The sequence below is a fragment of the Burkholderia sp. E168m22 genome, assembly GCF_001319805.1.
In the GTDB taxonomy this organism is placed as follows: domain Bacteria; phylum Pseudomonadota; class Gammaproteobacteria; order Burkholderiales; family Burkholderiaceae; genus Burkholderia; species Burkholderia orbicola.
Window position 1 is genome coordinate 45,940 of the sequence record NZ_BBSK01000109.1, and the last position, 24,191, is coordinate 70,130.

The window sequence follows — 24,191 nt, forward strand, 5'->3', positions numbered from 1 at the left end:
TCAGCCGTCCGGCAATTCGCCGGTGTATTCGTATGCGACGGTGCCCTTCGGATGCCGGAACCAGCCCGGATCGCGATAGTCGTTGCGGCCCAGCCCCTGCCGCACCTTGAGCACCGTGAACATGCCGCCCATCTCCAGCGGCCCGAACGGGCCGGTGCCGGTCATCATCGGCAGCGTGTTGTCTGGCAGCGGCATCTCCATGCCGCCCATCGCGCCGCCCGTGCTGCCCATCGCCATGTAGTCGGGCACGAGCTTGCCGATGCGCTTCGCGAGATCCTTCTGCGGTACGCCGATCAGGTTCGGCACCTGATGGCCCATCGCATTCATCGTGTGGTGCGACTTGTGGCAATGGAACGCCCAGTCGCCCGGACGATCGGCGGTGAACTCGATCGCGCGCATCTGACCCACCGCGACATCGGCCGTCACTTCCGGCCAGCGCGCGGCCGGCGGAATCCAGCCGCCGTCGGTGCCCGCGACCTCGAAGCTGTAGCCGTGCAGGTGGATCGGGTGGTTCGTCATCGTCAGGTTGCCGAAACGAATCCGCACGCGGTCGCCGGCGCGCACCGGCAGCGGATCGATGCCCGGGAACACGCGCGAGTTGAAGGTCCACATGTTGAAGTCGGTCATCTCGTTCACGCGCGGCGTGTAGCTGCCCGGGTCGATGTCGTATGCGGCGAGCAGGAACACGAAATCGCGATCGACCGCCATCGTGCCGCGGTCCTTTGGATGTACGATGAACATCCCCATCATCCCCATCGCCATCTGCACCATCTCGTCGGCATGCGGGTGATACATGAACGTGCCGTGCGCTTCGAGCTGGAACTCGTAGACGAAGGTCTTGCCGGGCGGGATATGCGGCTGCGTGAGGCCGCCGACGCCGTCCATCCCGTTCGGCAGCCGCAGCCCGTGCCAGTGGATCGTCGTGTGCTCGGGCAGCCGGTTGGTCACGAAGATGCGGACCTTGTCGCCTTCGACGGCCTCGATCGTCGGGCCCGGCGACTGACCGTTGTAGCCCCACAGGTTCGCGTTCATGCCGGGCGCCATCTCGCGCACGACGGGCTCGGCCGTCAGGTGGAATTCCTTCCAGCCGTTCTTCATCCGCCACGGCAGCGACCAGCCGTTCAGCGTCGCGACGGGCGTGTACGGGCGGCCGTTGGGCGGCACGAGCGGCGGCTGCGTGCCGGCTTTCGCCATCGTCGGCGCGTCGGGCAACGACGCGGCGCCAGCCTTGCTGACCATCGCCGCACCGAGCAGTGCGGCGCCCGAGCCGCTGAGAAATTGTCGACGGGACACCATGTCAATGACCTTCCGGATGCGGTTGCGTGGCGGGCGCCGACGGCGCCGCGGGAGTGGAAGCCGGCTGCGGCGCAGCGTCGGCGCTGGATGGGGATTGGGGTGCGGATTCGGCGGAATGCGTCGCGCTCGGCACGGCACCCGGTAACGGCAACCGGCCGCCGACGGCCATCTGCAGATCGGTTTCCGCGAGCCAGTAGTCCTTCAGCGCATCGATGTAGCCGTTGACCGCGCCGACCTGTTCGCGCGCATCGGTCAGCAGCTCGAACACGCTCGCGAGCATCCCGTTGTAGCGCAGCAGCAGTTCGTCGGAGATCGTCTTGCGCAGCGGCACGACTTCGTCGCGATAGTGCGTCGCGACGTCGTAGCTCGTCACGTACGCCGCATACGATTCGCGTACTTCCGAGCGTGCATCGATGGCCGTTTTCGCGAGCCGGTTCGCGGACTGCATGTAGATCGCCTCGGCGCGCGCGACCTTGGCGCCACCCCAGTCGAACAGCGGAATCTCGACGCTGATCTCGTAACCGTGCTCGTGGCCCTTGCCGGTCTCGTAGTCGTTCACGTAGCCGAGCTCGACCGCGTTGACGAAACGCGTGGCCTTGCTCAGGCCGAGCGACGACGCGACGCCCTGCGTCTGCAGCTTCGCGGCCTGGACGTCGAGGCGATTGCCCATCGCGAAGCGTTCGAGGTCGGGCAGGTTCGGGCGCGCCTTCGGCAGATCCGGCAAGCGCTCGGGCAGCGCGTACCGCGTGCGCTCGCCCCACAGCCCCATCGCGCGCGTGAGCTTCTCGCGTGCGGCGATGGCCTGCTGCCGCGTTTTCGCGTGCTGCGCGACCGCGTCGGCGTGAAACGCCTGTTCACGGGCGTAGTCGAGCCGGCTGAAGTTGCCGGCCTGCCGCATGCGCAGTGCGAGTTCGGCGGCCGCGCTCGCGGCGTCGCGCACCTGCTGCGCATAGTGTGCGGCCTGCTCGGCGGCGACCGCCTCGACATACGCGCGGCGCGCGTCGGCCGCGACCTTCAGCATCGCATCGGCCGTTTCGAGCTTGGTCTGCTCGAAACGGCGGCGTTCGATCTTCGTTGCGAGCGGCATCGTCAGCAGCGCGAACACGTTCGCCGAGAACGTGCGGCCAAGCGTCAGCTCGCCATCGCCGGCACGCGTGCGGCTGAACGCGAAGCGCGGGTTCGGCAACCGGCCGGCCTGCACGAGGTCGGCCTCCGACAGCCCGAGTTCCGCGTACGACGCCTGCAGCCCGCGGTTGTTCAGCAACGCGACCTGCACCGCGTCGTCCATCGACAGCGGCTTGCCGAGCAGTTCCTTCGTCCGCTGGTCGACCGCTTCGCGGTCGGCGTCGGTCCTCACCACCACCGCGTCCTTTCCGATGCGTTCCGATGCAGCCGACGACACGGCGTCGAACCCGCCATCCTTCGAAAACGTCGTGCAGCCCACGAGGAACGCCAGCGCGATCGCGGCCGCGCCGATCCTCGGTGATATCGCGAGCGTCGTCATCGCGTGGCCCCTCCGTGCGTCGAATGGGGCGCGGCGTTGCCGGTCGTGCGCCCTTTCGCGGGCCGCTCCATCACGTCCCGGTTCAGTTGCTTCCAGCCCGGGCCTGCGTCGTCCCGATACGGCCGGTAGCCGTCGAACGCGGACGTCACGGTGACGTCCGGCACCGACGCGGCGGCGTCCGCCGGATCGGGAAACGGAGTTTGCGCGGGCGCGAGCGACGGCACGAGGGCCGCCACGCCCAACAGCGCCGCAATGATCAATCGCATGAACATGTCTCGTCGTAAGTCGTCCGGCGCGCCGGATGCGGCCGCCGGAGCGGATGGCGGATCGCGGCGCATCGGCCGCGGGCAGCGACTAGGCGGGCATCCGGCGCGGCGGCCGGTCGATGCCGCCCGTCAGGAACGACACGCCCCCGGCCGAACGCGGAGGCGCGACGATGGTGACGCCGACGCTCGCCGCGGCGGGCACCGCAGGCGCACTCGACATCCCCGTGCCAAAGCAGCAGGACACGCACGCGGCACATGACGACGCATGCCGCGCGTGATCGCCGTGATCGTGATGGCCACCCTGCGCGGCCGGCATCGCGTGCGACGCCTTTTCCTCTTGCGGCACGGCGGCGCCCGGGCACTGCATCGAAACCGCCGCGAACGACGGGATCGACAGGCTCAGCGCGAGCAACACGACGACGAGAAATGTGCGCCAGTACGACATGGATGCGAGATCAGGCAGACAGCGATCGTTAGGGCCGGCGCGTCGCACGACGGCGCGCTCCGGGGACAAGACGGTCGCAGCTTATCGCCGCCGCGGTGACGACGGCATGGCCGAAACATGACCGGCTTTTCATGACAATTCCGTCATCCGCCGGTCATTCTTCACGCACGCGCGCTGCCGTACGCTCCGGCGTTACACTGACCGGCTGGAATCACGGACAGCCTGCCTCACCATGCGGATACTGATAGTCGAAGACGAACCCAAGATGGCGTCATACCTCCGGAAGGGGTTGACGGAGGCGAGCTACACGGTCGATGTCACGGAAAACGGCCAGGACGGCCTGTTCCTCGCCTTGCACGAGGATTTCGACCTGATCGTGCTCGACGTGATGCTGCCCGCGCTGGACGGCTTCGAGGTGCTCAGGCGGCTGCGCGCGCAGAAGCAGACGCCCGTGCTGCTGCTCACGGCCCGCGAGGCGATCGAGGACAAGGTCGCCGGGCTCGAACTCGGCGCCGACGATTACCTGCTCAAGCCGTTCGCGTATGCCGAATTCCTCGCGCGTATCCGCTCGCTGCTGCGCCGCGCGCCACGCAACGTGCGCGACATCCTGCACGTCGCCGATCTCGAAATCGACCTGCTCAAGCGTCGCGTGCGGCGCGCGGACACTCGCATCGACCTGACCGCGCAGGAATTCGCGCTGCTGCAGTTGCTCGCGGAACGCGAAGGCGAGGTGCTGACGCGCACCTTCATCACGTCGCAGATCTGGGACATGAATTTCGACAGCGACACGAACGTCGTCGACGCGGCGATCAAGCGCTTGCGCGCGAAGATCGACAACGCGTACGAGAAGAAGCTGATCCACACGATCCGCGGCATGGGCTACGTGCTCGAGGATCGTTCGTGACCGCGCGCCCCGCGTCGTATTCGCTGCTGCGGCGCCTGACGCTCGCGTTCGCCGCCGTCGCGGCGCTGGTATTCGCGCTGACTGGCGCGTATCTCTACCGCTCGTTGTCCGCCGAATTGACACGGCGCGACGACATCGAGATCTCCGCCAAGCTCAACCAGTTCCTGCAACTCGCGCGCGCCAGCGGGTCGACAGCCGCGCTGCGCGCCGATCCGGCCGTGTTCCACGACGTGCTGCTGTCGCATCCGGGCGTCTATCTCGGCATCTACGATGCGCAACACCGCCCGCTTGTCGAGCATTCCGACGAAGCCGGCAACACGCTTGCGTCGGTGATCTCGGCCTCGCATCCGGCTGGCAACGCCGGCAGCCCGTTCACGTGCGCGCCGCCCGGCATCGGCACGTCGCGCTGCGTGTATGCGCGCGAAACGCTGCCGTCCGGCGAAGCGATCCAGGTCGCGCTCGCGCGCACCGCAACCGATCGCCAGTCGCTGCTCGAAAGCTATCGCGTCGACATCTGGCTCGCGGCGGCCGTCGGCGCGCTGCTGGTCGGTGCGCTCGGCTATGCGGTCGCGTCGCGCGGGCTGCGCCCGGTCGAGAGCCTCGGCCGACAGACGTCGCGCATCGAGGCGCACAACCTGAACGCGCGCCTCGACGCGCGCGGCGGCCCGGTCGAATTGCGCGAGCTCGCCACGTCGGTGAACCGGATGCTCGACCGGCTCGAACGCGCGTTCGTGCGGCTGTCGCAGTTCTCATCCGATCTCGCGCACGACATGCGCACGCCGCTCGCGAACGTGATCAGCTCGTCGCAGATCACGCTGTCGCGCGCGCGCACGACCGACGAATATGAAGCGCTGATCGAATCGAATATCGAGGAATGCGAACGGCTGCAGCGGATGATCGAGAACATGCTGTTTCTCGCCCGTACCGACAATGCGCGGCAGCACCTGAAGACCGCCGAACTCGATGCGGGCAGCGAACTGCGCCGGCTCGCGTCGTATTTCCAGGCGCTGGCCGACGAGGCCGGCGTGCGCATCGACGTGCATGGCGAAGCGCCGGTCGTCGCGGATGCGACACTGTTCCGGCGTGCGGTGAGCAACCTCGCGTCGAATGCGCTCGAACACGCGCAAGCCGCGTCGACGATCGAACTGGCCGTGTCCGTACAAGGCAGCTACGCAGTCGTCGAAGTCACGAATCGCGGCGTCGCGATTCCGCCCGAACAGGTCGAGCGGATCTTCGAGCGCTTCTACCGGATCGATTCGTCGCGGCACGGCGCGGCGCGCAACGCGGGGCTCGGGCTCGCGATCGTGAAGTCGATCATGGAGCTGCATCGCGGCAAGGTGGAAGTCGCGAGCCGCGACGGGCGCACGACGTTCGCGCTGTACTTTCCACGCGGTACGGATAGTTAAGTCATGCGCCGCCGCATTCGGCGCTAGCGATCCTGCACCGCGCCGAACGACGTGCGAACGCACACGAGCAACACGATGGTCGCTGCGCTGAATACGGCCCCCGCATAGAACGTGGCGGCGGCGCCCATCTGGTCCCACAGGGCACCCGCGACGACGCTCGATACGAGCGTGACGATGCCGCTGATCAGGTTGAACACGCCGAACGCCGTCCCTCTCAATTCGGCCGGCGCGGCCTGCGCGACCATCGTCGCGAGCAGCCCTTGCGTCATCCCCATATGGAGGCCCCACAGCGCGACACCGACGAGCACGGTCGGCCAGTGCGCGCCGTGCGCCAGCACGATATCGGCGACGATCAGCAGCGCGAGCCCGACCACCATCAGTTTCGTGTGGCTCGTCGTATCGGCGAGCTTACCGAACGGGTAAGCGGACAACGCGTATACGACGTTCATCGCGACCATCACGAGCGGCACGAGTGCGACGGGCACGCCGCTGCTCATCGCGCGCAGCACGAGGAACGCCTCGCTGAAACGCGCCAGCGCGAACACGCCGCCGACGGCCACGACCCACCAGTAGCGCGCGCCGAGTTGCGCGACGACCTCGCGGCGAACCGGATTGACGCGCTTCTCGCCCGGCGCACGTGCGGGCTCATCAATGCCGACCGCGAGCAGCGCCACGGCGAGCACGCCGGGGATCACGGCCAGCCAGAACGCGAGGCGGAAATCGTCGCGCCACATCAGCATGATGACGACGGCCAGCAGCGGCCCGAGGAACGCGCCCACCGTGTCGAGCGACTGACGCAACCCGTACGCGGCGCCGCGCAGGTGAACGGGCGTCACGTCGGCGACGAGCGCATCGCGCGGCGCGCCGCGAATCCCCTTGCCGACGCGGTCGACGATCCGTGCGGTCACCACGACACCGATCGTCGGCGCGATCGCGAACAGCGGCTTGCTGAGCGCGCCGAGGGCGTAGCCGGCCACCGCGAGCCATTTGCGATTGCGCAGATAGTCGCTCAGCGTGCCGGAGAACACCTTGACGACCGGCGACGTCGCCTCGGCGATCCCCTCGATCAGGCCGATCGTCGTCGCGCTCGCACCGAGCCCCGCCATCAGGAACATCGGCAACAGGCTGTGGATGATTTCGGACGACACGTCCATCAGCAGGCTGACACAGCCGAGCACCCACACGCTGCGCGGAATCTGCCGAAGAATGCCGGTCGATGAGTCGGTCTGCATGGGTCGTCCCCGGTTCAGGAATCCTGACGCTGAATGCCTGTGATGCTACTGCAGTCCCGTGACACGATCGCAGGTTGCGCGTGCACCCTGGTTATTCCGCCGCGTCGCGCCGGAGTTTCGCCTGCCGGCGCGTGCGGTCGTTGAGGATCTGGTGCCGGCGATGGTCGGTCAGCTTCTTCCAGTCGCGCGCCTCGTCGCGGGTGCGCAGGCAGCCGACGCAAAAGCCGGTGCGGCCGTCGAACGCGCACAGCTCGATACACGGCGATTTCACGGCCACGATCAGGCCGCCTTCGCGGGCGTCAGCACTTCGACGGTCACGTGCGACACGCCGTCGAAGCCCGCGACCAGCGCATGATAAAAGCGCGCATCGCGCGCGGCGTCGCCCGATTCGACCGACACGATCGCGCTCATGTGCCCGGGGCCCACGCGCCACACATGGAGATCGTTGACCTTGTCGCCGAGCGCCTCGATCGCGCGGCGCACGTTGTCGGTCAGCTTGCGATCGACGTTGACGTCGAGCAGGATTCCGCCCGTATCGCGCATCAGCCCGTACGCCCAGTTGGCAATCACCAGCGCACCGACGATGCCCGCGAGCGGGTCCATCCAGACCCATCCGAACGCCCGCGCGAGCAGCAGGCCGACGATCGCCAGCACCGACACGGCCGCGTCGGCGATCACGTGAACGTAGGCCGACCGGATGTTGTGATCGCGATGCGCGGCCGAGTGCGACCCGTGAGCATGATGCGCGTGGTGTGCGTCGTCGTGGTCATGGTCATGGTGATCGTCGTGCCCATGCGCATGATGATGGCCGTGATCGTGCCCGTGATGGTGATCGCCGCTCAGCAGCCACACGCTGGCGAGGTTCACGGCAAGCCCCAGCACGGCGATCGGAATCGCTTCGTCGAAGTGAATCGGCACCGGCGCCAGCAGGCGCGCGATCGCCTCATAGCCGATCAGCAACGCGATCATCGCCAGCACGATCGCGCTCGTGAAGCCGGCCAGGTCGCCGAGCTTGCCGGTGCCGAACACGAAGCGCGGATCGTCGGCGTGCCGGCGCGCATAGGTATAGGCCAGCGCGGCGATCAGCATCGCGCCCGCATGCGTCGACATGTGCAGCCCGTCCGCGACCAGCGCGAGCGACCCGAACAGCGTGCCGCCGACGATCTCGGCGATCATCATCGCCGTGCACAGGCCGATGACCATCCACGTCTTCCGCTCGTTGCGCGCATGGGCGGCGCCCAGAAACGCGTGACTGTGCGCGCCGCCGGCCGCCGGGCTCTTGAATTCGTTCATGTTCCGATCCGCTTACTTGAAATAGCTGTGGACGACCTCGATCAGCTGCTCGGTCGCGCTGCCTTCGTGCGCGTCGGGCGTGTCCGCATCGACGAGATGCGACCGGATGTGATCTTCCAGCACGACCGCCAGCAGGCCGTTCATCGCGCCGCGGCAGCTCGTGATCAGTTGCAGCACGTCGTTGCAGCCGCGCTCGTCTTCCAGCGCCCGCTCGATCGCCTCGACCTGTCCCTTGATACGGCGCACGCGGTTCAGCAGCTTCTGTTTTTCGCGAACGGTATGACTCATCGATGGCTCCTGTATAGGGTAGGGGAGTATATCTCCAAAGCGCTGCCCCTATAGGGTGGAGGGGTATATTTTTTCGAGACGAAGGCTTGTCGAAAGAAAACCGCTCGGCTAGACTGCTTTCCGTCTTTGGGGAGTAGCCTGCTTTCCGTCCCCCGGAAAGCGAACGCGTCAACACACTCGGCCTGCGGCCGTGGCGCGTTCAACCTGATCGGCTTGGCGAGACCATCGGCACATCGCGTCGTTCCTGGTCGGACGTCGGCGGATGTGTCATGGTTCGTCAGCGTCCGACCACGGAGTCCCCATGTTCCTCCCTGCTCACCTGCCCCACGCCCCCGCTGCCTGCGGAGGTGCCGCATGACCTTCATGTTCGTCGAACTCGCGTTCATGCTGATCGTCATCCTCGTCGCGGCCGAAGTCTTCACCAATGCGCTCGAACATCTCGGCGAACGCCTGAAGATTTCCGAAGGCGTGACCGGCTCGCTGTTCGCGGCCGTCGGCACCGCGCTGCCCGAAACGATGGTGCCGCTGCTCGCGCTGGCCGGCGGCACGTCGAGTCAGGCCGTCAACGAGGAGATTGGCGTCGGCGCGATCCTCGGCGCGCCGCTGATGCTCGCGACGCTCACCACGTTCCTGATGGCGCTCGCCGTGATCCGCTCGCGCGGGCCGCGCGGCACGATTGCGCCCGAACGCACGGGCTTCGTGCGCGACATGAATACCTTCCTCGCCGCCTTCTCACTGGCGACCGTCGCGATGTTCGTCCCGCATCACAACTGGGCCGTGCGCGCGCTGCTCGCCGCGATGCTGGTCGGCCTCTACGTGATGTACGTCGTGCTGACGTTCCGCGCGTCGACTCGGCTCGTCGATGCCGGGCACGGCACCGAGGCGCCGCATGCGATGTTGCTGTCGCGCATCGGCCTGCCGACCAACCTGGCGACGATCGTGCTGCAACTGCTGATCGGCGTCGCGCTGCTGGTCGGCGGCGCGAAGGGCTTCATTCACGGCGTGGAAGGCGTGTCGCACGTGCTCGGCGTGTCGGCGCTGCTGCTGTCGCTGATCATCGTGCCGATCGCGACGGAGCTGCCGGAGAAGGTCAACAGCGTGCTGTGGATTCGCCGCGGGAAAGACACGCTGGCGTTCGGCAACATCACCGGTGCGATGGTGTTCCAGGGCACGCTGCTGCCGGCCATCGGCATTATGCTGACGCCGTGGGAGCCGCGCCCCGAAGTGCTGACCGGCGTGATCATCACGCTCGCGGCGGCGGCCTGGCTGCGCGTCAATGCACGTACGCGCGGGCTCGCGATCTGGGCGTTGCTTGCGAATGGCGCGGGTTATGCGGGATATCTGGCGGTGACGCTGGCGCGTTGAACGCCGGTCGGGCGCGCCGGCCGACCAACACGTCGGCGCGCGCGCTTCACGGCGCCGGATGCGGGCGGCAGCTGCGACGCCCGCATCCCGCCGATCAGGAACCCTTGACGAGTTTGACGATCGTCAACGTGCCGTCGACTTTCTCGATCCGCACCTTGACCTTGTCGCCCGCATGCGCTTGCGCGAGCATCGCCGCATCCTTCGCCTTGAACGCCATCGTCATCGGCGGCATCCCGACGTTCTGCAGCGCGCCGTGCTTCAACGTGATCTTGCCGCTCGCGGCATCGACCTTCTTCACTTCGGCGTCGGTCAGCGCGGCGTTCGATTCCGTCGCGCCGTCCGACGACATCTTCATGCCGGACATGTCCATGTTCGACATCTCGCCGGCGGCAAGCGCCGGTACCGCGAAAGCACTCAGCGCGACGACAGCGGTTACAGCAGCGATCAATTGATTCATCTTCATCGTGATTCTCCGGTGGGAAGGGATGGCACGTTCGTGCCGGAAGGAACTGCATCGGAATGCCGCGCTCGGCTCGCGCTTCGCGCACGACGGCGCTGCAGCAGAAGCCACGCGGCGGGAATGACGAACATCGACAGCAGCGGCGCCGTGACCATGCCGCCGACCATCGGCGCGGCGATGCGCTGCATGACTTCGGAACCGGCGCCGTGGCCGATCATGATCGGCACGAGGCCGGCGAGCACGACGGCGACCGTCATCGCCTTCGGCCGCACGCGCAGCACCGCGCCTTCGCGAATCGTGTCGAGCAGCAACGCATCGGTCAGCGGTTCGCCGGCATCGAGCCGGCGCTGCAGCGCGCCCTTCAGGTACAGCAGCATCACCACGCCGAATTCGGCCGCCACGCCCGCCAGCGCGATGAACCCGACCGACGTCGCGACGGACACCGCATGGCCGAGCGCCCATACGAGCCAGAATCCGCCGACCAGCGCGAACGGCACCGTCGACATCAGCAGCAACGCGTCGGCCGCCGAATCGAACGTGACGAACAGCAGCACGAAGATCACGACGAGCGTGACGGGCACGACGGTGCGCAGCGTCGCCGCCGCGCGTTCGAGATACTCGAACTGTCCCGACCACGCGATCGAATAGCCGGGCGGCAACGCGACCTGCCGCGCGACGGCCTGCTGCATCGCACGAACCGCCGTGCTCAGGTCGACCCCGCGGAGATCGACGTACACGTAGCCGGACAGCCGTGCGTTCTCGCTGCGGATCATCGGCGGCCCGTCGGCGATCGCGACACGCGCGACGTCGCCGAGGCGAATCTGCGCGCCGCGCGCGGTGACGACCGGCAGTTGCCGCAAGTTCTCGAGCGAATCGCGGATCTCGCGTGGATAGCGGATGTTGATCGGGAAACGCTCGCGCCCGGCGATCACTTCGCCGATGTCCTCGCCGCCGATCGCCGACGACACGACCGACTGGATATCCGCCACCGACAGCCCGTAACGCGCGGCGGCGAGCCGATCGATGTCGACGTCGACGTAGCGGCCGCCGTTCAGCCGTTCCGCGAGCGCGGACGTCACGCCCGGCACGCGCTTCACGGCGGCCTCGACCTGCGTCGCGATCGCGTCGATTCCCGTCAGGTCCGGCCCGGAAATCTTCACGCCGACCGGCGTCTTGATCCCGGTGGACAGCATGTCGAGCCGGTTGCGGATCGGCGGCACCCATACGTTCGACAGGCCCGGCACCCTCACCGTCCGGTCGAGTTCGTCGACGAGCTTCTCCGGCGTCATGCCCGGCCGCCATGTGCTGCGCGGCTTGAAGCGGATCGTCGTCTCGAACATCTCGAGCGGCGCGGGGTCGGTCGCGGTATCGGCTCGGCCCGACTTGCCGAACACAGTGTCGACCTCGGGCACGGTCTTGATCAGCCGGTCGGTCTGCTGCAGCAGCTCGCTCGCCTTGTCCGCCGAGATGCCCGGCAGCGCGGTCGGCATGTACAGCAAGTCGCCTTCGTCGAGCGGCGGCATGAATTCGCCACCGAGCCGCGACAACGGCACGGCCGTCAGCACGAGCGCGACGACCGCCACGCCGATCGCGGCCCACGGGCGCCGCAACGTCGCTTCGAGCAGCGGCCGGTACAGGCGGATCAGCACGCGATTGATCGGGTTCGCGTGCTCGTGCGGAATGCGGCCGCGCACCAGATAGCCCATCAGCACCGGCACCAGCGTCACCGACAACCCGGCGGCCGCCGCGATCGTATAGGTCTTCGTGAACGCCAGCGGCGCGAACAGCTTGCCCTCCTGCCCTTCCAGCGAAAACACCGGAACGAACGACAGCGTGATGATCAGCAGCGAGAAGAACAGCGCGGGCCCGACTTCCGCGGCCGATGCCGCGACGAGCTCCCAGCGACGCGCGGCCGTGAGCGGCTCGCCCGGATGCGCGTGGTCGTACGCTTCCAGATGCTTGTGCGCGTTCTCGATCATCACGATCGCCGCGTCGATCATCGCGCCGATCGCGATCGCGATCCCCCCGAGCGACATCAGGTTGGCATTCACGCCCTGGTAGCGCATCACGATGAACGCGGCCAATACGCCGAGCGGCAGCGACAGGATCGCGACCAGCGCGCTGCGCAGATGGAACAGGAACACCGCGCAGACGACACCGACGATGACGAATTCCTCGATCAGCTTGTCCGTCAGGTTGTCGACCGCGCGCGCGATCAGTTGCGATCGGTCGTAGGTCGTGACGATCTCGACGCCGGCAGGCAGCGAACGCTTGAGGTCGGCGAGCTTCGCCTTCACCGCGTCGATCGTCGTCAGCGCGTTCTTGCCCGAGCGCATCACGACGACACCGCCCGTCACTTCGCCCTGCCCGTTCAGTTCCGCGATACCGCGCCGCATCGCCGGGCCGACCTGGATGCGTGCGACGTCGCCGAGCAGGACCGGCGTGCCGGTGTCGTCGGTGCGCAGCACGACGTGACGGAAATCGTCGAGCGTGCGCAGGTAGCCGGACGACCGCACCATGTACTCCGACTCGGCCAGCTCGACGACCGAGCCGCCGGATGCCTGGTTGGCCTTGCCGAGCGCCTCCGCGACCGCCGCCTGCGTGATGCCGTATGCGCGCAGCTTGTCCGGGTCCAGCACGACCTGGTACTGGCGCACCATGCCGCCGATGCTCGCGACTTCGGAGACGTCCGGCACGGCCTTCAGTTCGAACTTCAGGAACCAGTCGTTGAGCGCGCGCAACTGGCCGAGATCGTGACGGCCGGTGCGATCGACGAGCGCGTACTCGTATACCCAGCCGACGCCGGTCGCATCGGGCCCAAGCGACACGGTCGCGCCCGCCGGCAGGCGGCTCTGCACCTGGCTCAGGTATTCGAGCACGCGCGAGCGCGCCCAGTACTGATCGGTGCGGTCGTCGAACAGCACGTAGACGAACGCGTCGCCGAACGACGAGTAAGCGCGCACGGTTTTCGCGCCGGGCACGCCGAGCAGCGTCGTCGTCAGCGGATAGGTCACCTGATCCTCGACGACCTGCGGCGCCTTGCCCGGATACGACGCCTTCACGATCACCTGCGTGTCCGACAGGTCGGGCAATGCGTCGAGCGGTGTCTGCCGCAGCGAATGCACGCCCCATGCCGCGAGCAGCACGGTGGCCAGCAGCACCAGAAACCGATGATGGACGGACCAGTGAATGAGGCGCGCGATCATCGCTCACCTCCCTGCGGCTCGACCTTCGTCAGCCGGTAGCCGTCGTCGGCCTGCGTGAACGCGAAACGCACGGTCTGCCCCGGCTTCACGTCCGGAAACGCGTGCGCCGACGGCTTGCCGAACGCCATCGTCATCGCGCCCCAGCCGAGCGCCGGCACCGGCTGATGCGAGAACGTGATGTCGTCGGCCGTGACGTTCTCCACCTTGCCGGTGGTTTCGTAGACCGGCGCGCTTGCCGTCGCGGACGATGCGGCCGAGCTTGCGCCTGCCGCCCGCTCCAGCCGCGGCAGCACGCTTTTCAGGCTGGCTTCCGAATCGATCAGGAACTGCCCCGATGCGACAACCGTATCGCCTTCGTTCAGCCCGCCGAGCACTTCCGTGTCGCCGCCGACGTCGTTGCCGACCGTCACCGACACCGGCTGGAGCCGGCCGTCGCCGAGCTTCGCGATGACGATCGTGCGCTGGCCGGTCGCGATCACGGCCTCGGACGGCACGAGCAGGCGCGACACCGTCTCCTTCGCGGCGACCCGCACGCGCATCAGCATGCCGGGCGTGAGCTTCAGCGATGCGTTGTCGATCTCCACACGCGCCTGCAGCGTGCGGCTGCCCGTGCTGATGCCGGGCAGCACTTCGCGGATGCGGCCGCTGAAATGCCGGGCCGGATCGCCCGCGAACGTCGCGTCGACCGACATTCCCGGCTGCACGTTCAAAGCGAGCGCTTCCGGCACCTCGACGACCAGCCACAGCGTCGCCAGCCCGGCGATCTTCGCGAGCGTCTGGCCGGGCGCGACCATCGCGCCGTCGCGCACGTTCAACTCGCTGACGACGCCCGTCTCCGGCGCGCTCAGCACGACGTGCGTCTGCGCGCGGCCGGTACGATCGAGATTCGCGATCATCCCGTCCGGAATCGACAGCGCGCGCATTCGTGCGCGCGCCGCATCGAGCAGGTTGCCGTCCATGCCGCCGCGCTTCAGCGCGAGATATTCCTCCTGCGGCGCGAGCCAGTCGGGCACGAACAACGATGCGACCGGCGCGCCCTTCGCGATGCGCTGCATCGGCGCGCGTGCATACAAATGGTCGATGTAGCCCGTGACGCGCGACTGCACGACCTCCACGCGCGCTTCGTCGAACTGCGTGGTGCCCACCGCGTCGAAGCCGGCCGCCGTCTGCTGCCGACGCACGGTCGCATAGCGGATGCCGAGGTTCTGCTGCAGGCCCGGATCGATCCGGATGCCTGCCGCGGCACCGCCTTCGTCCGCATAGACCGGCTGCAACTGCATGTCCATGAACGGCGATTTGCCCGGTTTGTCGAAGTGCTGGTTCGGCACCATCGGGTCGTGCCAGTACAGCACCTTGCGTGCGGCCTGCTGAGCCGGCATACCCGACGGCGCAGCGGCGGGCACTGAGGCCGTCGCCGCGCCGTTCGTCGCACGGCGAACGCCCGCGAAATAGCCTGCGCCGACGAGCACCGCGCCGGCGGACGCGATCAACACCGCACGCATCAGTGATTGCCTTGTCATGAGCATCTCCTTCACTGCGCGGCGGCCATCGCCGACGGCACGACCTGATATTCGAGCTGTGCCCAGGTCTGCGACACGTCGCGCCTGAGGTCGAGCACCTGTAATTGCGCTTCGAGTTGCGCACGCCGCGCGGCGAACGTGTCGGCGAGCGACCCCGTGCCGGCCCGGTACGCCGCCGTCGCGAGTTGCACGCGCTGGTCGGCGGCCGGCAATAGCGCGGCGCCGAGGTTCGCGATGCGTTCGCGGCCGCTCGCCAGCGTGTCCGATTGCGTGCGGATGTCGGCCTGTACCTGGCGCAGCGTGTCCTCGTACATCAGGCGCGCCTTCGTCGCGAGCGCCGCCTTTTCGGCGACGTCGCGATTCTGTCGATTCTTGCGATTGAGCGGCAGCGGGATCGAGACGCCGACCGACACCATGTTCGAATACGCGCCGCCGCGCTGCTGGTACGCGATTTCCCACGTCCAGTTGGGGCTGCGCTCGCTGTTCGCGACCGCGGCGTCGGCTTCGGCCACTGCGATATCGTCCGCGGCGGCGACGAGCGCCGGCTGCGACAGGCGCAGTTCGTCCGGCGGCAACGACGATACGAAGGATTCGGGCGCGGGCGGCGTACCGGCCACGTCCGTCACGGGCACCGCCGTCCAGCGGGCCAGCGCGATGAGCGCGGTGCGATACGCCTGCTGTGCCTTGAGCACCTGGTCCTGCGTCTGCGCGAGCATCGCGCGGGCCTGCACGACGTCGCCCGCGCTCGCCTTCGCGCCGCGATACGACGCCTGCGTCGCGTCGAGTTCATGGTTCATGTGACCGAGCAGCGCCTGCTGAAGCGCGAGCGCCTGCTTCGCATAGACGGCATCGAGCCACGCCGTCGCGGTCTGCCGGCGCACGGCCGCGAGTTGCACGAGATAGCCGGCGCGCTCGCGGCCGACCTGTTCGTCGGCCAGCGCGGTACGCAGCCGCCGCTTGTCGCCGGACACCCATTCCTGCTCGATGCCGATGCGGCGCATCGTCATGAAGTCCTGACCGACGGTGAAGCGCTGCCCGCCGTTGACCGGCAGGTTGTCGATGCCGGCCTTGAGCATCGGGTCCGGCAACTGGCCGGCCTTGACGGCCGCTTCGGAACGCGCGAGCACGGAAGCCTGCGCGGCCTGCATCGACGCGGAACGATCGGTGGCGGACTGCAGCGCGGCGTCCAGCGTCAGCGACGACGGCTGCGCGTGAACGGCGCCCGCCACCAGCAGCGCGGCCCACGGTACGGGCGCGCGCCGACCTGCACGCGGCATGCGCAGCGTGCGGAAAACGAATGACATGGTGTAACCCCAAATCGGAATCCAAAGGGATTCCACGTCCTGCGCGCAGGACGAACCTCACCGCGTGCGCGGCGAACCGGTCAAATCGGGATCAGCTGATGCGTGGCGGCCGCCACAACCCGTTCGGGTCGCGAGCCGGGACGGACTGCGTGTAGTGGAAGACGATCGTGCTGGCGAATGCAGCGGGACGGCTGACGTCGGCGCGGGCGGCCGGGTGGTAGAGACTGCCGAACTGGCATTGGGCCGTCACCTTGCAGGCCATGCCCTTGGCTTTGGCCTTCGCGTGATCGGCGGATGGCGGCTGCATCGAATCGCAATCGCTCATCTCGGCGGACATGGCCATGTTCATGCCCGTGTCCGCGTCCATCGACATCGTGTGCTGCATCGGACATTCACCGGTCAGGCCGCTGGCTGCCAGCCCCGTGATGGGCAGCACCGCGCACAGCAGCAGCAGGATGAAGGTCCGAAGCAGTTTCATGGCGGCGATTATAGCGCGCACTGTTGCGGCATGGCGCGGCGCCGCTACAACGAAATGATGCGCCCTCCCCGCTGCGGCGGCCGCGCGTCATCGCAACAGGTTGTCCGCCGCCAGCGCCGCCTGCACGGCCGGCCGCTCCCGCACCCGCTCGTACCACGCACGCAGATGCGCATGCCGGCTGAGGTCGATATCCGCGTTGTATACCGAGCGCATCCAGTCGGCCTTGCCCCAGCCGGTCAGCGCGAACAGGTACGCATCGGCGACGGTGAACGTGTCGCCGGTCAGGAACGTCCTGCCGTCGAGCTGGCGGTCGATCCATGCGAAGCGGCTGTCGAGCTTCTGCCGCACGGGTTCGACGTACCTCCCCGCCTGCACCGCATACAGCAGCGGGATGAAGCCCTTGTGGATCTCGGTGCCGAGAAAGTTCAGCCATTCCATCAGCCGGTAGCGCGCGAGCGTGCCGTAAGCGGGTGCGAGCGCGGCCTCCGGGCGCTGGTCCGCGAGATACTGCGCGATCACCGGCCCTTCGCGCAGTATCGTGCCGTCGTCGAGTTCGAGCAGCGGCACGTAGCCGAGTTCGTTCACGTCGTAGTAATCGCGGCCGCCGTCGACGACATGCTTGCGCGCGTCGACCTTGACGATCTCGGCGTCGATATCGCCTTCGCGCAGCACGATGCAGATCGCCTGCGAACAGCTGCCGGGAGCGTGATAGAGCTTCATATGGTTCCTTCGTGGGTTGTCCATGTATCGATTCGCCGCGACGCGGGCGCTAATATCTCGCATCGGCACACGGCTGAGAAGACGGCAGTCGTTTGTGCCGTAGTCACAAAAAATTAACCGACCAGGATTCGGCGCGATGAAAACGAGTGCGACAGGATGTTCCGTTGAAGAAGCGATGCGCCTGCTCGGCGGCCGCTGGCGGCTGCTGCTGGTGTCGTATCTGCTCGACGGGCCGCGCCGCTTCAGCGACCTGCGGCGCGACATGCCGGGCATCTCGCAGCGCATGCTGACGCTCGACCTGCGCGCGCTGGAAGACGCGGGGCTCGTGCGGCGCACCGTCTATCCGGAAGTGCCGGTGCGCGTCGAGTACGATCTCACCGCGGACGGCGACCGGCTGCGGCCGGTGGTCGACGTGATGCGCGAATTCGGGCTGTGGCTGAAGGCGCGCGACGCGCACGTCGACGCAATGCCCGACACCGCGGCTGCGATCGAAACGACGATGCACGCTCATAAATAACCCTTCAGCAGGAATCGATGCTCATGGAACTGCACGCTACCGTCGGCGCGGCCACGTCCGACCTCGACGACGACGAAAGCTTCGCCAATATCTACTGTCACGATGCGGAGCAGGACTATTGCTTCGCGCTGTCGCGCTTTCCGGACGATGCGCTGATCGAAGTGATGGTGCGCGACCAGCTCAACGTGCGCGTCAAGGATCTGTCGGTGCAACTGACCGACGATACGATCGACGTCGAGATCGAACCGGGCGTCGCCGCGCGGCTCGACGGCCAGACGCGTTACGTGATCCATCTCGCGCCCGGTCAGTACGATCCGGGCACGCTGCGCGCCGCGTTGAAGGAAATCTTCGTCGGCAAGAGCGGCTATCGCGACGACAGCACGCGGGGCTGACCGGTCGCCTGCTTGCTCTCCTTCGTGACGACGCCGGTCCGCGCCGGTCGGCACGTTCCCATATATTGAACGGCACACGTCCCATTAATGGGGATACCTGCCCAAATGTTGACGCACGCCGCGCCACGGCTCTAACGTTCGCCCCAACGCCATTCGATTCGGCCGCCTCGTTCGCGAGCGCCGGCCGGGGCATAGAACACAGGAGACGACCGTGGGCCCATCCGCGTCACGCACCCATGCCAACCCGCCGCAGCGGCCATCCGCGCACACCGGTACCTCATCCGAATCAGCTACCCGCGCGGCCGCCGCCGCGGCCCCGGCCACGCCGCCGAGCCGCAAGCGGCTGCTGATCCTCGCGCTACTGTTCGTCACGGTCGTGATCAACTATCTCGACCGCAGCAACCTGTCGATCGCGGCGCCCGAACTGTTCAAGGAACTGAACATCGATCCGGTCCACGCCGGCCTCGTGTTCTCCGCGTTCGGCTGGACCTATGCGCTGATGCAGATTCCGGGCGGCTGGCTCGTCGACAAGGTGTCGCCGCGCGTGCTGTATGCGGGTGCGCTCGCACTGTGGTCGGCCGCGACGCTGCTGCTCGGCTTCGCCGGTTCGTTCGTCGGACTGATCGTGCTGCGCCTCGCGGTCGGCGCGCTCGAAGCGCCGGCCTATCCGATCAACAACCGCGCGGTGACGACCTGGTTCCCGACCCGCGAGCGGGCGAGCGCGATCGGCGGCTACACGTCGGGGCAGTTCGTCGGCCTTGCGTTCCTCACGCCGGTGCTCGCGTGGCTGCAGGTGCATCTCGGCTGGCACATGGTGTTCGTCGCGACCGGCCTCGCCGGCATCGCGTGGGCCGCGGTCTGGTATGCGGTGTATCGCGAGCCGCGTGCGTTACGCGGCGTCAATGCGGCCGAAATCGCGCTGATCCGCGACGGCGGCGGGCTCGTCGATCTCGAGGACCGCATCGCGGCGCGCAGCGACCGCGCACCATCGACGTGGCGCGATCTCGGCGTCGTGCTCGGCCGGCGCAAGCTGTGGGGCATCTACCTCGGCCAGTTCGCGCTGAACTCGACGCTGTGGTTCTTCCTCACGTGGTTCCCGACCTACCTCGTCAAGTATCGCGGGATGGACTTCATCAAGTCGGGCTTCCTCGCGTCGCTGCCGTTCCTCGCCGCGTTCGTCGGCGTGCTGTGCTCGGGTGTGCTGTCGGACTGGCTGATGCGGCGCGGCGCATCGCAGGGCTTCGCGCGCAAGCTGCCGATCATCTCGGGCCTGCTGATCTCGACCTGCATCATCGGCGCGAACTACGTGAGCTCCACCGGCTGGGTGATCGCGTTCATGACGATCGCGTTCTTCGGCAACGGCTTCGCATCGATCACGTGGTCGCTCGTGTCGGGGCTCGCACCCGCGCGACTGCTCGGCCTCACGGGCGGCGTGTTCAACCTGGTCGGTAACCTGTCCGCGATCGCGACGCCGATCGTGATCGGGCTGCTGGTCGACGGCGCGGACTTCTCGCGCGCGATCACCTACATCGCCGCAATGGCGCTCGCGGGCAGCCTGTCGTACGGGCTGCTCGTCGGCAAGGTCGAGCGCATCGACGCGTAAGCGCTGCAAGGGCGGCGCACCTGCGCCGTCCGGCCTGACCGCTGCCCCGGCCGACGCGACACACCGCCGATGCGGCCGACTCCGGAAACGCGCCCGACCCGCCCCCGCCTTCCCGACAGCCGTCGATTCAGTTGCCGCGCCTGCCTTCGGCCGCGCGCCGATCGCTTTCGTCCCCCCGAAGTCGAGCCCCTTCGATTCGCCCAGGCGCGTGCCCTGCGGCACGATGCGCCTGATCAGGTCGGTCATCGGAATCGCTTGTCGCTCGATTGAAAAAGACGGGGACGCAGTGACTCGTTTACACTGCCCCGGTATGCCCTCTTCGGGATGACACGCGACGTTTTACGAGGCGAACGGATCGGCAGGTCGCCTGCCTGTATTCCCTCCCGACTCCCTCCCGATCACGAGCCGAACAGATGCTTTTTTCGTATCAACGAAACGCGCGTCATGGGCGGAACAGGCCTTGGGAATCGCATGCTGCTCAACGTGAACGCCATCCACCGCGACAACGATCGCATCAACATATCGTTCAAGGCATTGGGCGAGCTGATCGAGACGGTCGGCACGCCGCACTTCGTGCCGCGCCTCACGCAACTGCTGAACGAGGTCGTGCCGCTCGACGTCGCGCACGTCGAACGCTCGCGCGTCGACACGACGATGCCCACCGGCTACCGTTGCGAATGGATCGGCAGCAGCGGCATCGGCACCGCGTCCACCGACATCTCCGACGTGATGACGCTCTACTACGAGCGCTTTCTCGACAGCGACCCGCTGTTCGCGGGGCTGCGCGGCAAGACCGGCACGATGCTCGTCGTGCGCGACATCGCGGCGATCCCGCCCGGCGAATTCCGCCAGCGGCTGTTCGACGACGTGCATATCGGCCACGAATGCGTGCTCGCACGGGGCACGCGCTATTCGCAGCATTCGATCGCCCTGGAGCGCGGCCGTGACCGGCCGCCGTTCACGCTCGCCGAGATGAACCGCTTCCGCAGCATCAGCGACATGCTGTTTCCGCTGCTCGAACTCCATGCGTCGACCACCGCCGCACGGCGCATCGCGCATGCGACGCCCGACGTCCATCCGCTCGCGCAGTTCGATGCGCGGCTCGCGGCCGACGGCGTGAAGCTGTCGAAGCGCGAATACGAAACCTGCAAGCACCTGCTCTCCGGCAAGACCGTGCCGGAAACCGCCGACATTCTCGGCGTGCGCGTCGCGTCGGCCGAGTCGTACGTGAAACGTGCATTCGCGAAGCTCGGCGTGCGCACGAAGCGCGAACTCGCCGCATGGGGTTCGGCCACCGCCGTGCTCCCCGCCGCCGGATCGTATGACGACGGCGCACCGCCGGCCATCCCGCGCTGACCTGAGCCGCTGCGTCTGCGTCCCGGCGCAGCGAACGAAGCAACGACGAGGACGCGATGCGGCGCGCATTCATCGCACCGACGATCGCATCACGGATACCATCACATCATCGCGCCATCGCGCCGAAGACAGGACACCGACCTATGGACCGAGCCGAACACATCAGCATCGAACCGGCGCTCGCGCTTGCCGCCGACGAACTGGACGGACGCGATTTCTCGTTCGACATCGCGTGGGAATTGAATGCGCCGTATCAGGACTTGCTCGATCTTCGCGCGCTACCGGCGCGGCGCAAGGACTACGGCTTCGATCCTGCCGGCTGGGCACGCGACGCATCGGGCCGCACGGCGCTGTTTCGCGCGACGGCCGGCGAACGGCTCGCGGGATTCGTCGCGATCGAGGAAAGCTGGAACGGCATGGCCGAGATCGCGGAACTGGCCGTCGACCGCCACTGCCGGCGCCAGGGTATCGGGAAATTCCTGCTGGCAGCCGCGGAAGCGTGGGCGCGCAGCCACGGGTTCGGCTTCATGCGGCTCGAAACGCAGGCGAACAACGTCGCGGCCTGCTCGACGTATGCGCGTGCGGGCTTCGTGCTCGGCGGTCACGACCGCTTCCTGTACGCCGATGGCGAGAACGCCGGAGAAGTCGCGCTGTTCTGGTACAAGGATCTGCGCGACGGGCAGACCGCGCGAAGCCGCACGGTCGACCCGGCATCGGTGCAGCCGATGCGTTGATGCACGGCTGATCGTCACGTCAATGCAGTGTGATTGCCCCGTTACTTGCGCGTCGCCACGATGAACAGGCGCGGAAACGGCAACAGCACCGTACCGTCGTCCTGCACCGGATAACCGTTCGGGCCGGCCAGCGCGTCGCGATAGCGCGCGAGAAACGCGCGCTGTTCGGACGCGTCGAGCGCCGCGAGGAACGGCCGCAGTGCGCTGCCCTTGAACCATTCGACGACCGCGTCCGCGCCGCCGCGCAGCGGGTGGTAATAGGTCGTGCGCCACACGTCCACACGCGAACCCAGCGGCGCCAGCAGCGCATGGTAATAGCGCGCATCGAATCGCTCGGTGCGCGCCGCGCCTTTCAGCTTGTCGGCCCACGGCCCGCCTGCGGCGACTTCGCGCATCAGCCGGTGCGCGGGTTCGTCGAGATTGTCGGGCATCTGCACCGCGAGATGGCCGCCTCGCGCGAGCCGGCCGACGAGCCTCGGGAACAGCGTGTCGTGCGCAGGCACCCATTGCAGCACCGCATTCGACAGGATCAGGTCATAGCCTCCCGGATCGTCCCAGGTGGTGACATCGGCAAGGTCGAAACGCAACGCCGGCAGGCGCTTGCGCGCGGCCTCGATCATGTCCGCCGACGCATCGATCCCGTGGATCGTCGCGTCCGGCGCGCGCGCGATCAGCGCTTCCGTCGAATTGCCCGGCCCGCAGCCGATATCGATCGCGGTATGGATCGGCGTGTTCGGCACGGCGGCCAGCAGATCGCGCACCGGGCGCGTGCGTTCGTCCTCGAACTGCACGTACTGGTTCGCGTATTGATCGAGCGGGGTCGTCATGATAGTTCTCCTGGTCGGCATGAGCAGCCGCCGCGCATCCGGGCACCGGATGCAACGGGCCGTCGATTCAGCGCATTCTGCGACTGCCGCCGACCTTCAGTAAAATGAATTTAATATCGTGATTGATTCAAAATTCTGATGAAGATCGATACGCTCGGTGTCCAGGCTTTCGTCGCGATCGCCGACGGCGGCAGCTTCAGGCAGGCAGCCGATACGCTGCACGTCACGCAGACGGCGATCACGCAGCGGCTGCGCAAGCTCGAAGCGTATCTCGGCGTCGCGCTGGTCGAGCGCACGACGCGCCGTACCACGCTGACCGAGATCGGCCGGCGTTTCCTGCCGCAGGCGCGCCGGCTGCTGAACGAACTGTCCGATGCGCTGACCGAAATCCGCGAGACGGGCCTGAGCCAGCGCGGCGACGTCACGATCGCGTGCGTGCCGACGGTCGGCGTGCAGTACCTGCCGCGCATCCTGCGCGCGTTCTCCACGCACCGGCCGCATGATCGCGTGAAGATTCTCGATCACGCGTCGGCGTCGGTGTTGCAGGCCGTGCTGCGCCGCGAGGCGGAATTCGGCATCAGCATCGCTGGCGACCAGCACCCGGAACTGGTCAGCGTGCCGCTCACGCACGACCCTTACGTACTCGTGTGCCGCGACGATCACCCGCTCGCGAAGCGGCGGCGCATCCGCTGGGCGGCGCTGCAGCCGCATCCGCTGATCTTCGCCGGCGAAGTGAGCGGCAATCGCGGGCTGCTCGATGGCGCGTTGAAGACGAGCGGCGTATCGCTGCATTCGTTCTACGAGGTGCAGCGCAGTTCGACCGCGCTCGGGCTCGTCGCGGAAGGGCTCGGCGCGGCCGTCGTGCCGAAGCTCGCGATCCAGAAGAATGCGTATCCGATGATCCGCACGATCGAGCTCGTCGAGCCGTCGGTGTCGCGCACGCTCGTGCTCGTCATGCGGAGGAACGCGCAACTGTCGCCCGCCGCGCGGGCGCTGTGCGACATGATCGTCGAGCGGGCGACGCCCGGGCGGTGATCCATGAGCCTTCCGGCGCTACCAGCTTGTCACGAGATGT

General features: G+C 67.5%; 24 protein-coding genes and 1 riboswitch. Of the genes, 9 read left to right on the top strand and 15 right to left on the bottom strand.

All coding sequences use genetic code 11. The features are described 5' to 3' along the window. The 4 genes from AP428_RS25020 to AP428_RS25035 form a co-directional block, all read right to left on the bottom strand. Entirely contained in the window at positions 1-1,296 is a 1,296-nt protein-coding gene (locus AP428_RS25020; protein ID WP_011548386.1) for a multicopper oxidase family protein, read from the bottom strand. Between the two features lies 1 nt (position 1,297). Next, positions 1,298-2,800 carry a TolC family protein gene (locus tag AP428_RS25025; RefSeq protein WP_011548387.1) on the bottom strand — a complete coding sequence of 501 codons (1,503 nt, stop codon included), beginning with the start codon at positions 2,798-2,800 and terminating at the stop codon, positions 1,298-1,300. Beyond that, positions 2,797-3,066, bottom strand: coding sequence for a hypothetical protein (locus tag AP428_RS25030; RefSeq protein WP_041489495.1), 270 nt, complete (start codon positions 3,064-3,066; stop codon positions 2,797-2,799). The genes AP428_RS25025 and AP428_RS25030 overlap by 4 nt, the downstream gene beginning before the upstream one ends. An 88-nt stretch (positions 3,067-3,154) precedes the next feature. Beyond that, positions 3,155-3,511: a hypothetical protein gene (locus AP428_RS25035; RefSeq protein WP_041489424.1), complete on the bottom strand. Its 357-nt coding sequence runs from the start codon at positions 3,509-3,511 to the stop codon at positions 3,155-3,157. 232 nt (positions 3,512-3,743) lie between these two features. Here AP428_RS25035 and AP428_RS25040 point away from each other — a divergent pair, with 232 nt between their 5' ends. Both AP428_RS25040 and AP428_RS25045 read left to right on the top strand, forming a co-directional pair. Further along, positions 3,744-4,415, top strand: a complete 672-nt coding sequence (locus AP428_RS25040; RefSeq protein ID WP_011548390.1) for a heavy metal response regulator transcription factor — start codon at positions 3,744-3,746, stop codon at positions 4,413-4,415. Then, positions 4,412-5,821, top strand: coding sequence for a heavy metal sensor histidine kinase (locus AP428_RS25045; protein WP_011548391.1), 1,410 nt, complete (start codon positions 4,412-4,414; stop codon positions 5,819-5,821). The genes AP428_RS25040 and AP428_RS25045 overlap by 4 nt, the downstream gene beginning before the upstream one ends. A gap of 23 nt (positions 5,822-5,844) precedes the next feature. On the opposite strand, the gene AP428_RS25050 is transcribed toward AP428_RS25045, so the two are convergent. From AP428_RS25050 to AP428_RS25065, 4 genes are all read right to left on the bottom strand, one after another. Beyond that, complete coding sequence (locus tag AP428_RS25050) at positions 5,845-7,053, bottom strand: MFS transporter (RefSeq protein WP_011548392.1); 1,209 nt, start codon at positions 7,051-7,053, stop codon at positions 5,845-5,847. A 91-nt stretch (positions 7,054-7,144) separates the two neighbouring features. After that, the gene (locus tag AP428_RS25055) at positions 7,145-7,330 is read right to left on the bottom strand and encodes a DUF1289 domain-containing protein (protein WP_006479855.1); all 186 of its coding nucleotides are present in this window, start codon (positions 7,328-7,330) and stop codon (positions 7,145-7,147) included. A 2-nt stretch (positions 7,331-7,332) separates the two neighbouring features. Then, complete coding sequence (gene dmeF / locus AP428_RS25060; RefSeq protein WP_011548393.1) at positions 7,333-8,346, bottom strand: CDF family Co(II)/Ni(II) efflux transporter DmeF; 1,014 nt, start codon at positions 8,344-8,346, stop codon at positions 7,333-7,335. 12 nt (positions 8,347-8,358) lie between these two features. Beyond that, positions 8,359-8,634, bottom strand: coding sequence for a metal/formaldehyde-sensitive transcriptional repressor (locus AP428_RS25065; protein WP_011548394.1), 276 nt, complete (start codon positions 8,632-8,634; stop codon positions 8,359-8,361). A 116-nt stretch (positions 8,635-8,750) separates the two neighbouring features. Then, a riboswitch (yybP-ykoY riboswitch) is annotated at positions 8,751-8,919 on the top strand. A 69-nt stretch (positions 8,920-8,988) separates the two neighbouring features. Here AP428_RS25065 and AP428_RS25070 point away from each other — a divergent pair. Beyond that, positions 8,989-9,999: a sodium:calcium antiporter gene (locus AP428_RS25070; protein ID WP_011548395.1), complete on the top strand. Its 1,011-nt coding sequence runs from the start codon at positions 8,989-8,991 to the stop codon at positions 9,997-9,999. 94 nt (positions 10,000-10,093) lie between these two features. Here the strand turns inward: AP428_RS25070 and AP428_RS25075 are convergent, their stop codons facing one another. The 6 genes from AP428_RS25075 to gstA form a co-directional block, all read right to left on the bottom strand. Next, positions 10,094-10,462, bottom strand: coding sequence for a copper-binding protein (locus tag AP428_RS25075; protein WP_011548396.1), 369 nt, complete (start codon positions 10,460-10,462; stop codon positions 10,094-10,096). Then, positions 10,459-13,665, bottom strand: coding sequence for an efflux RND transporter permease subunit (locus tag AP428_RS25080; protein WP_011548397.1), 3,207 nt, complete (start codon positions 13,663-13,665; stop codon positions 10,459-10,461). The genes AP428_RS25075 and AP428_RS25080 overlap by 4 nt, the downstream gene beginning before the upstream one ends. Next, positions 13,662-15,185 (bottom strand): efflux RND transporter periplasmic adaptor subunit, encoded by a 1,524-nt coding sequence (locus AP428_RS25085; RefSeq protein ID WP_011548398.1) that lies wholly within the window; start codon positions 15,183-15,185, stop codon positions 13,662-13,664. Before AP428_RS25085 ends, AP428_RS25080 begins: the two co-directional genes overlap by 4 nt. Before the next feature lie 11 nt (positions 15,186-15,196). After that, the gene (locus AP428_RS25090) at positions 15,197-16,489 is read right to left on the bottom strand and encodes a TolC family protein (protein ID WP_011548399.1); all 1,293 of its coding nucleotides are present in this window, start codon (positions 16,487-16,489) and stop codon (positions 15,197-15,199) included. A 91-nt stretch (positions 16,490-16,580) separates the two neighbouring features. Next, a complete protein-coding gene (locus tag AP428_RS25095) occupies positions 16,581-16,967 on the bottom strand; it encodes a hypothetical protein (protein WP_011548400.1) in 387 nt (128 codons plus the stop codon). Between the two features lie 87 nt (positions 16,968-17,054). Further along, positions 17,055-17,687 (bottom strand): glutathione transferase GstA, encoded by a 633-nt coding sequence (gene gstA / locus AP428_RS25100; RefSeq protein ID WP_011694476.1) that lies wholly within the window; start codon positions 17,685-17,687, stop codon positions 17,055-17,057. Between the two features lie 136 nt (positions 17,688-17,823). Between gstA and AP428_RS25105 the strand changes: the two genes are divergently transcribed. The 5 genes from AP428_RS25105 to AP428_RS25125 all read left to right on the top strand — a co-directional run bounded on the left by AP428_RS25105 (position 17,824) and on the right by AP428_RS25125 (position 22,289). Beyond that, entirely contained in the window at positions 17,824-18,204 is a 381-nt protein-coding gene (locus tag AP428_RS25105; RefSeq protein ID WP_011548402.1) for a helix-turn-helix domain-containing protein, read from the top strand. Between the two features lie 17 nt (positions 18,205-18,221). Further along, positions 18,222-18,596, top strand: coding sequence for a hypothetical protein (locus AP428_RS25110; RefSeq protein ID WP_011548403.1), 375 nt, complete (start codon positions 18,222-18,224; stop codon positions 18,594-18,596). A gap of 211 nt (positions 18,597-18,807) precedes the next feature. Continuing rightward, positions 18,808-20,199 (top strand): MFS transporter, encoded by a 1,392-nt coding sequence (locus AP428_RS25115; RefSeq protein WP_011548404.1) that lies wholly within the window; start codon positions 18,808-18,810, stop codon positions 20,197-20,199. 471 nt (positions 20,200-20,670) lie between these two features. Beyond that, positions 20,671-21,555, top strand: a complete 885-nt coding sequence (locus AP428_RS25120; RefSeq protein ID WP_011694475.1) for a helix-turn-helix transcriptional regulator — start codon at positions 20,671-20,673, stop codon at positions 21,553-21,555. Between the two features lie 143 nt (positions 21,556-21,698). After that, the gene (locus AP428_RS25125; protein ID WP_012338829.1) at positions 21,699-22,289 is read left to right on the top strand and encodes a GNAT family N-acetyltransferase; all 591 of its coding nucleotides are present in this window, start codon (positions 21,699-21,701) and stop codon (positions 22,287-22,289) included. A 41-nt stretch (positions 22,290-22,330) separates the two neighbouring features. Here the strand turns inward: AP428_RS25125 and tam are convergent, their stop codons facing one another. After that, positions 22,331-23,116, bottom strand: a complete 786-nt coding sequence (gene tam, locus AP428_RS25130; protein WP_012338830.1) for a trans-aconitate 2-methyltransferase — start codon at positions 23,114-23,116, stop codon at positions 22,331-22,333. 138 nt (positions 23,117-23,254) lie between these two features. Here tam and AP428_RS25135 point away from each other — a divergent pair, with 138 nt between their 5' ends. After that, a complete protein-coding gene (locus tag AP428_RS25135; protein ID WP_006479871.1) occupies positions 23,255-24,151 on the top strand; it encodes a LysR family transcriptional regulator in 897 nt (298 codons plus the stop codon). Positions 24,152-24,191: the final 40 nt, after the last annotated feature.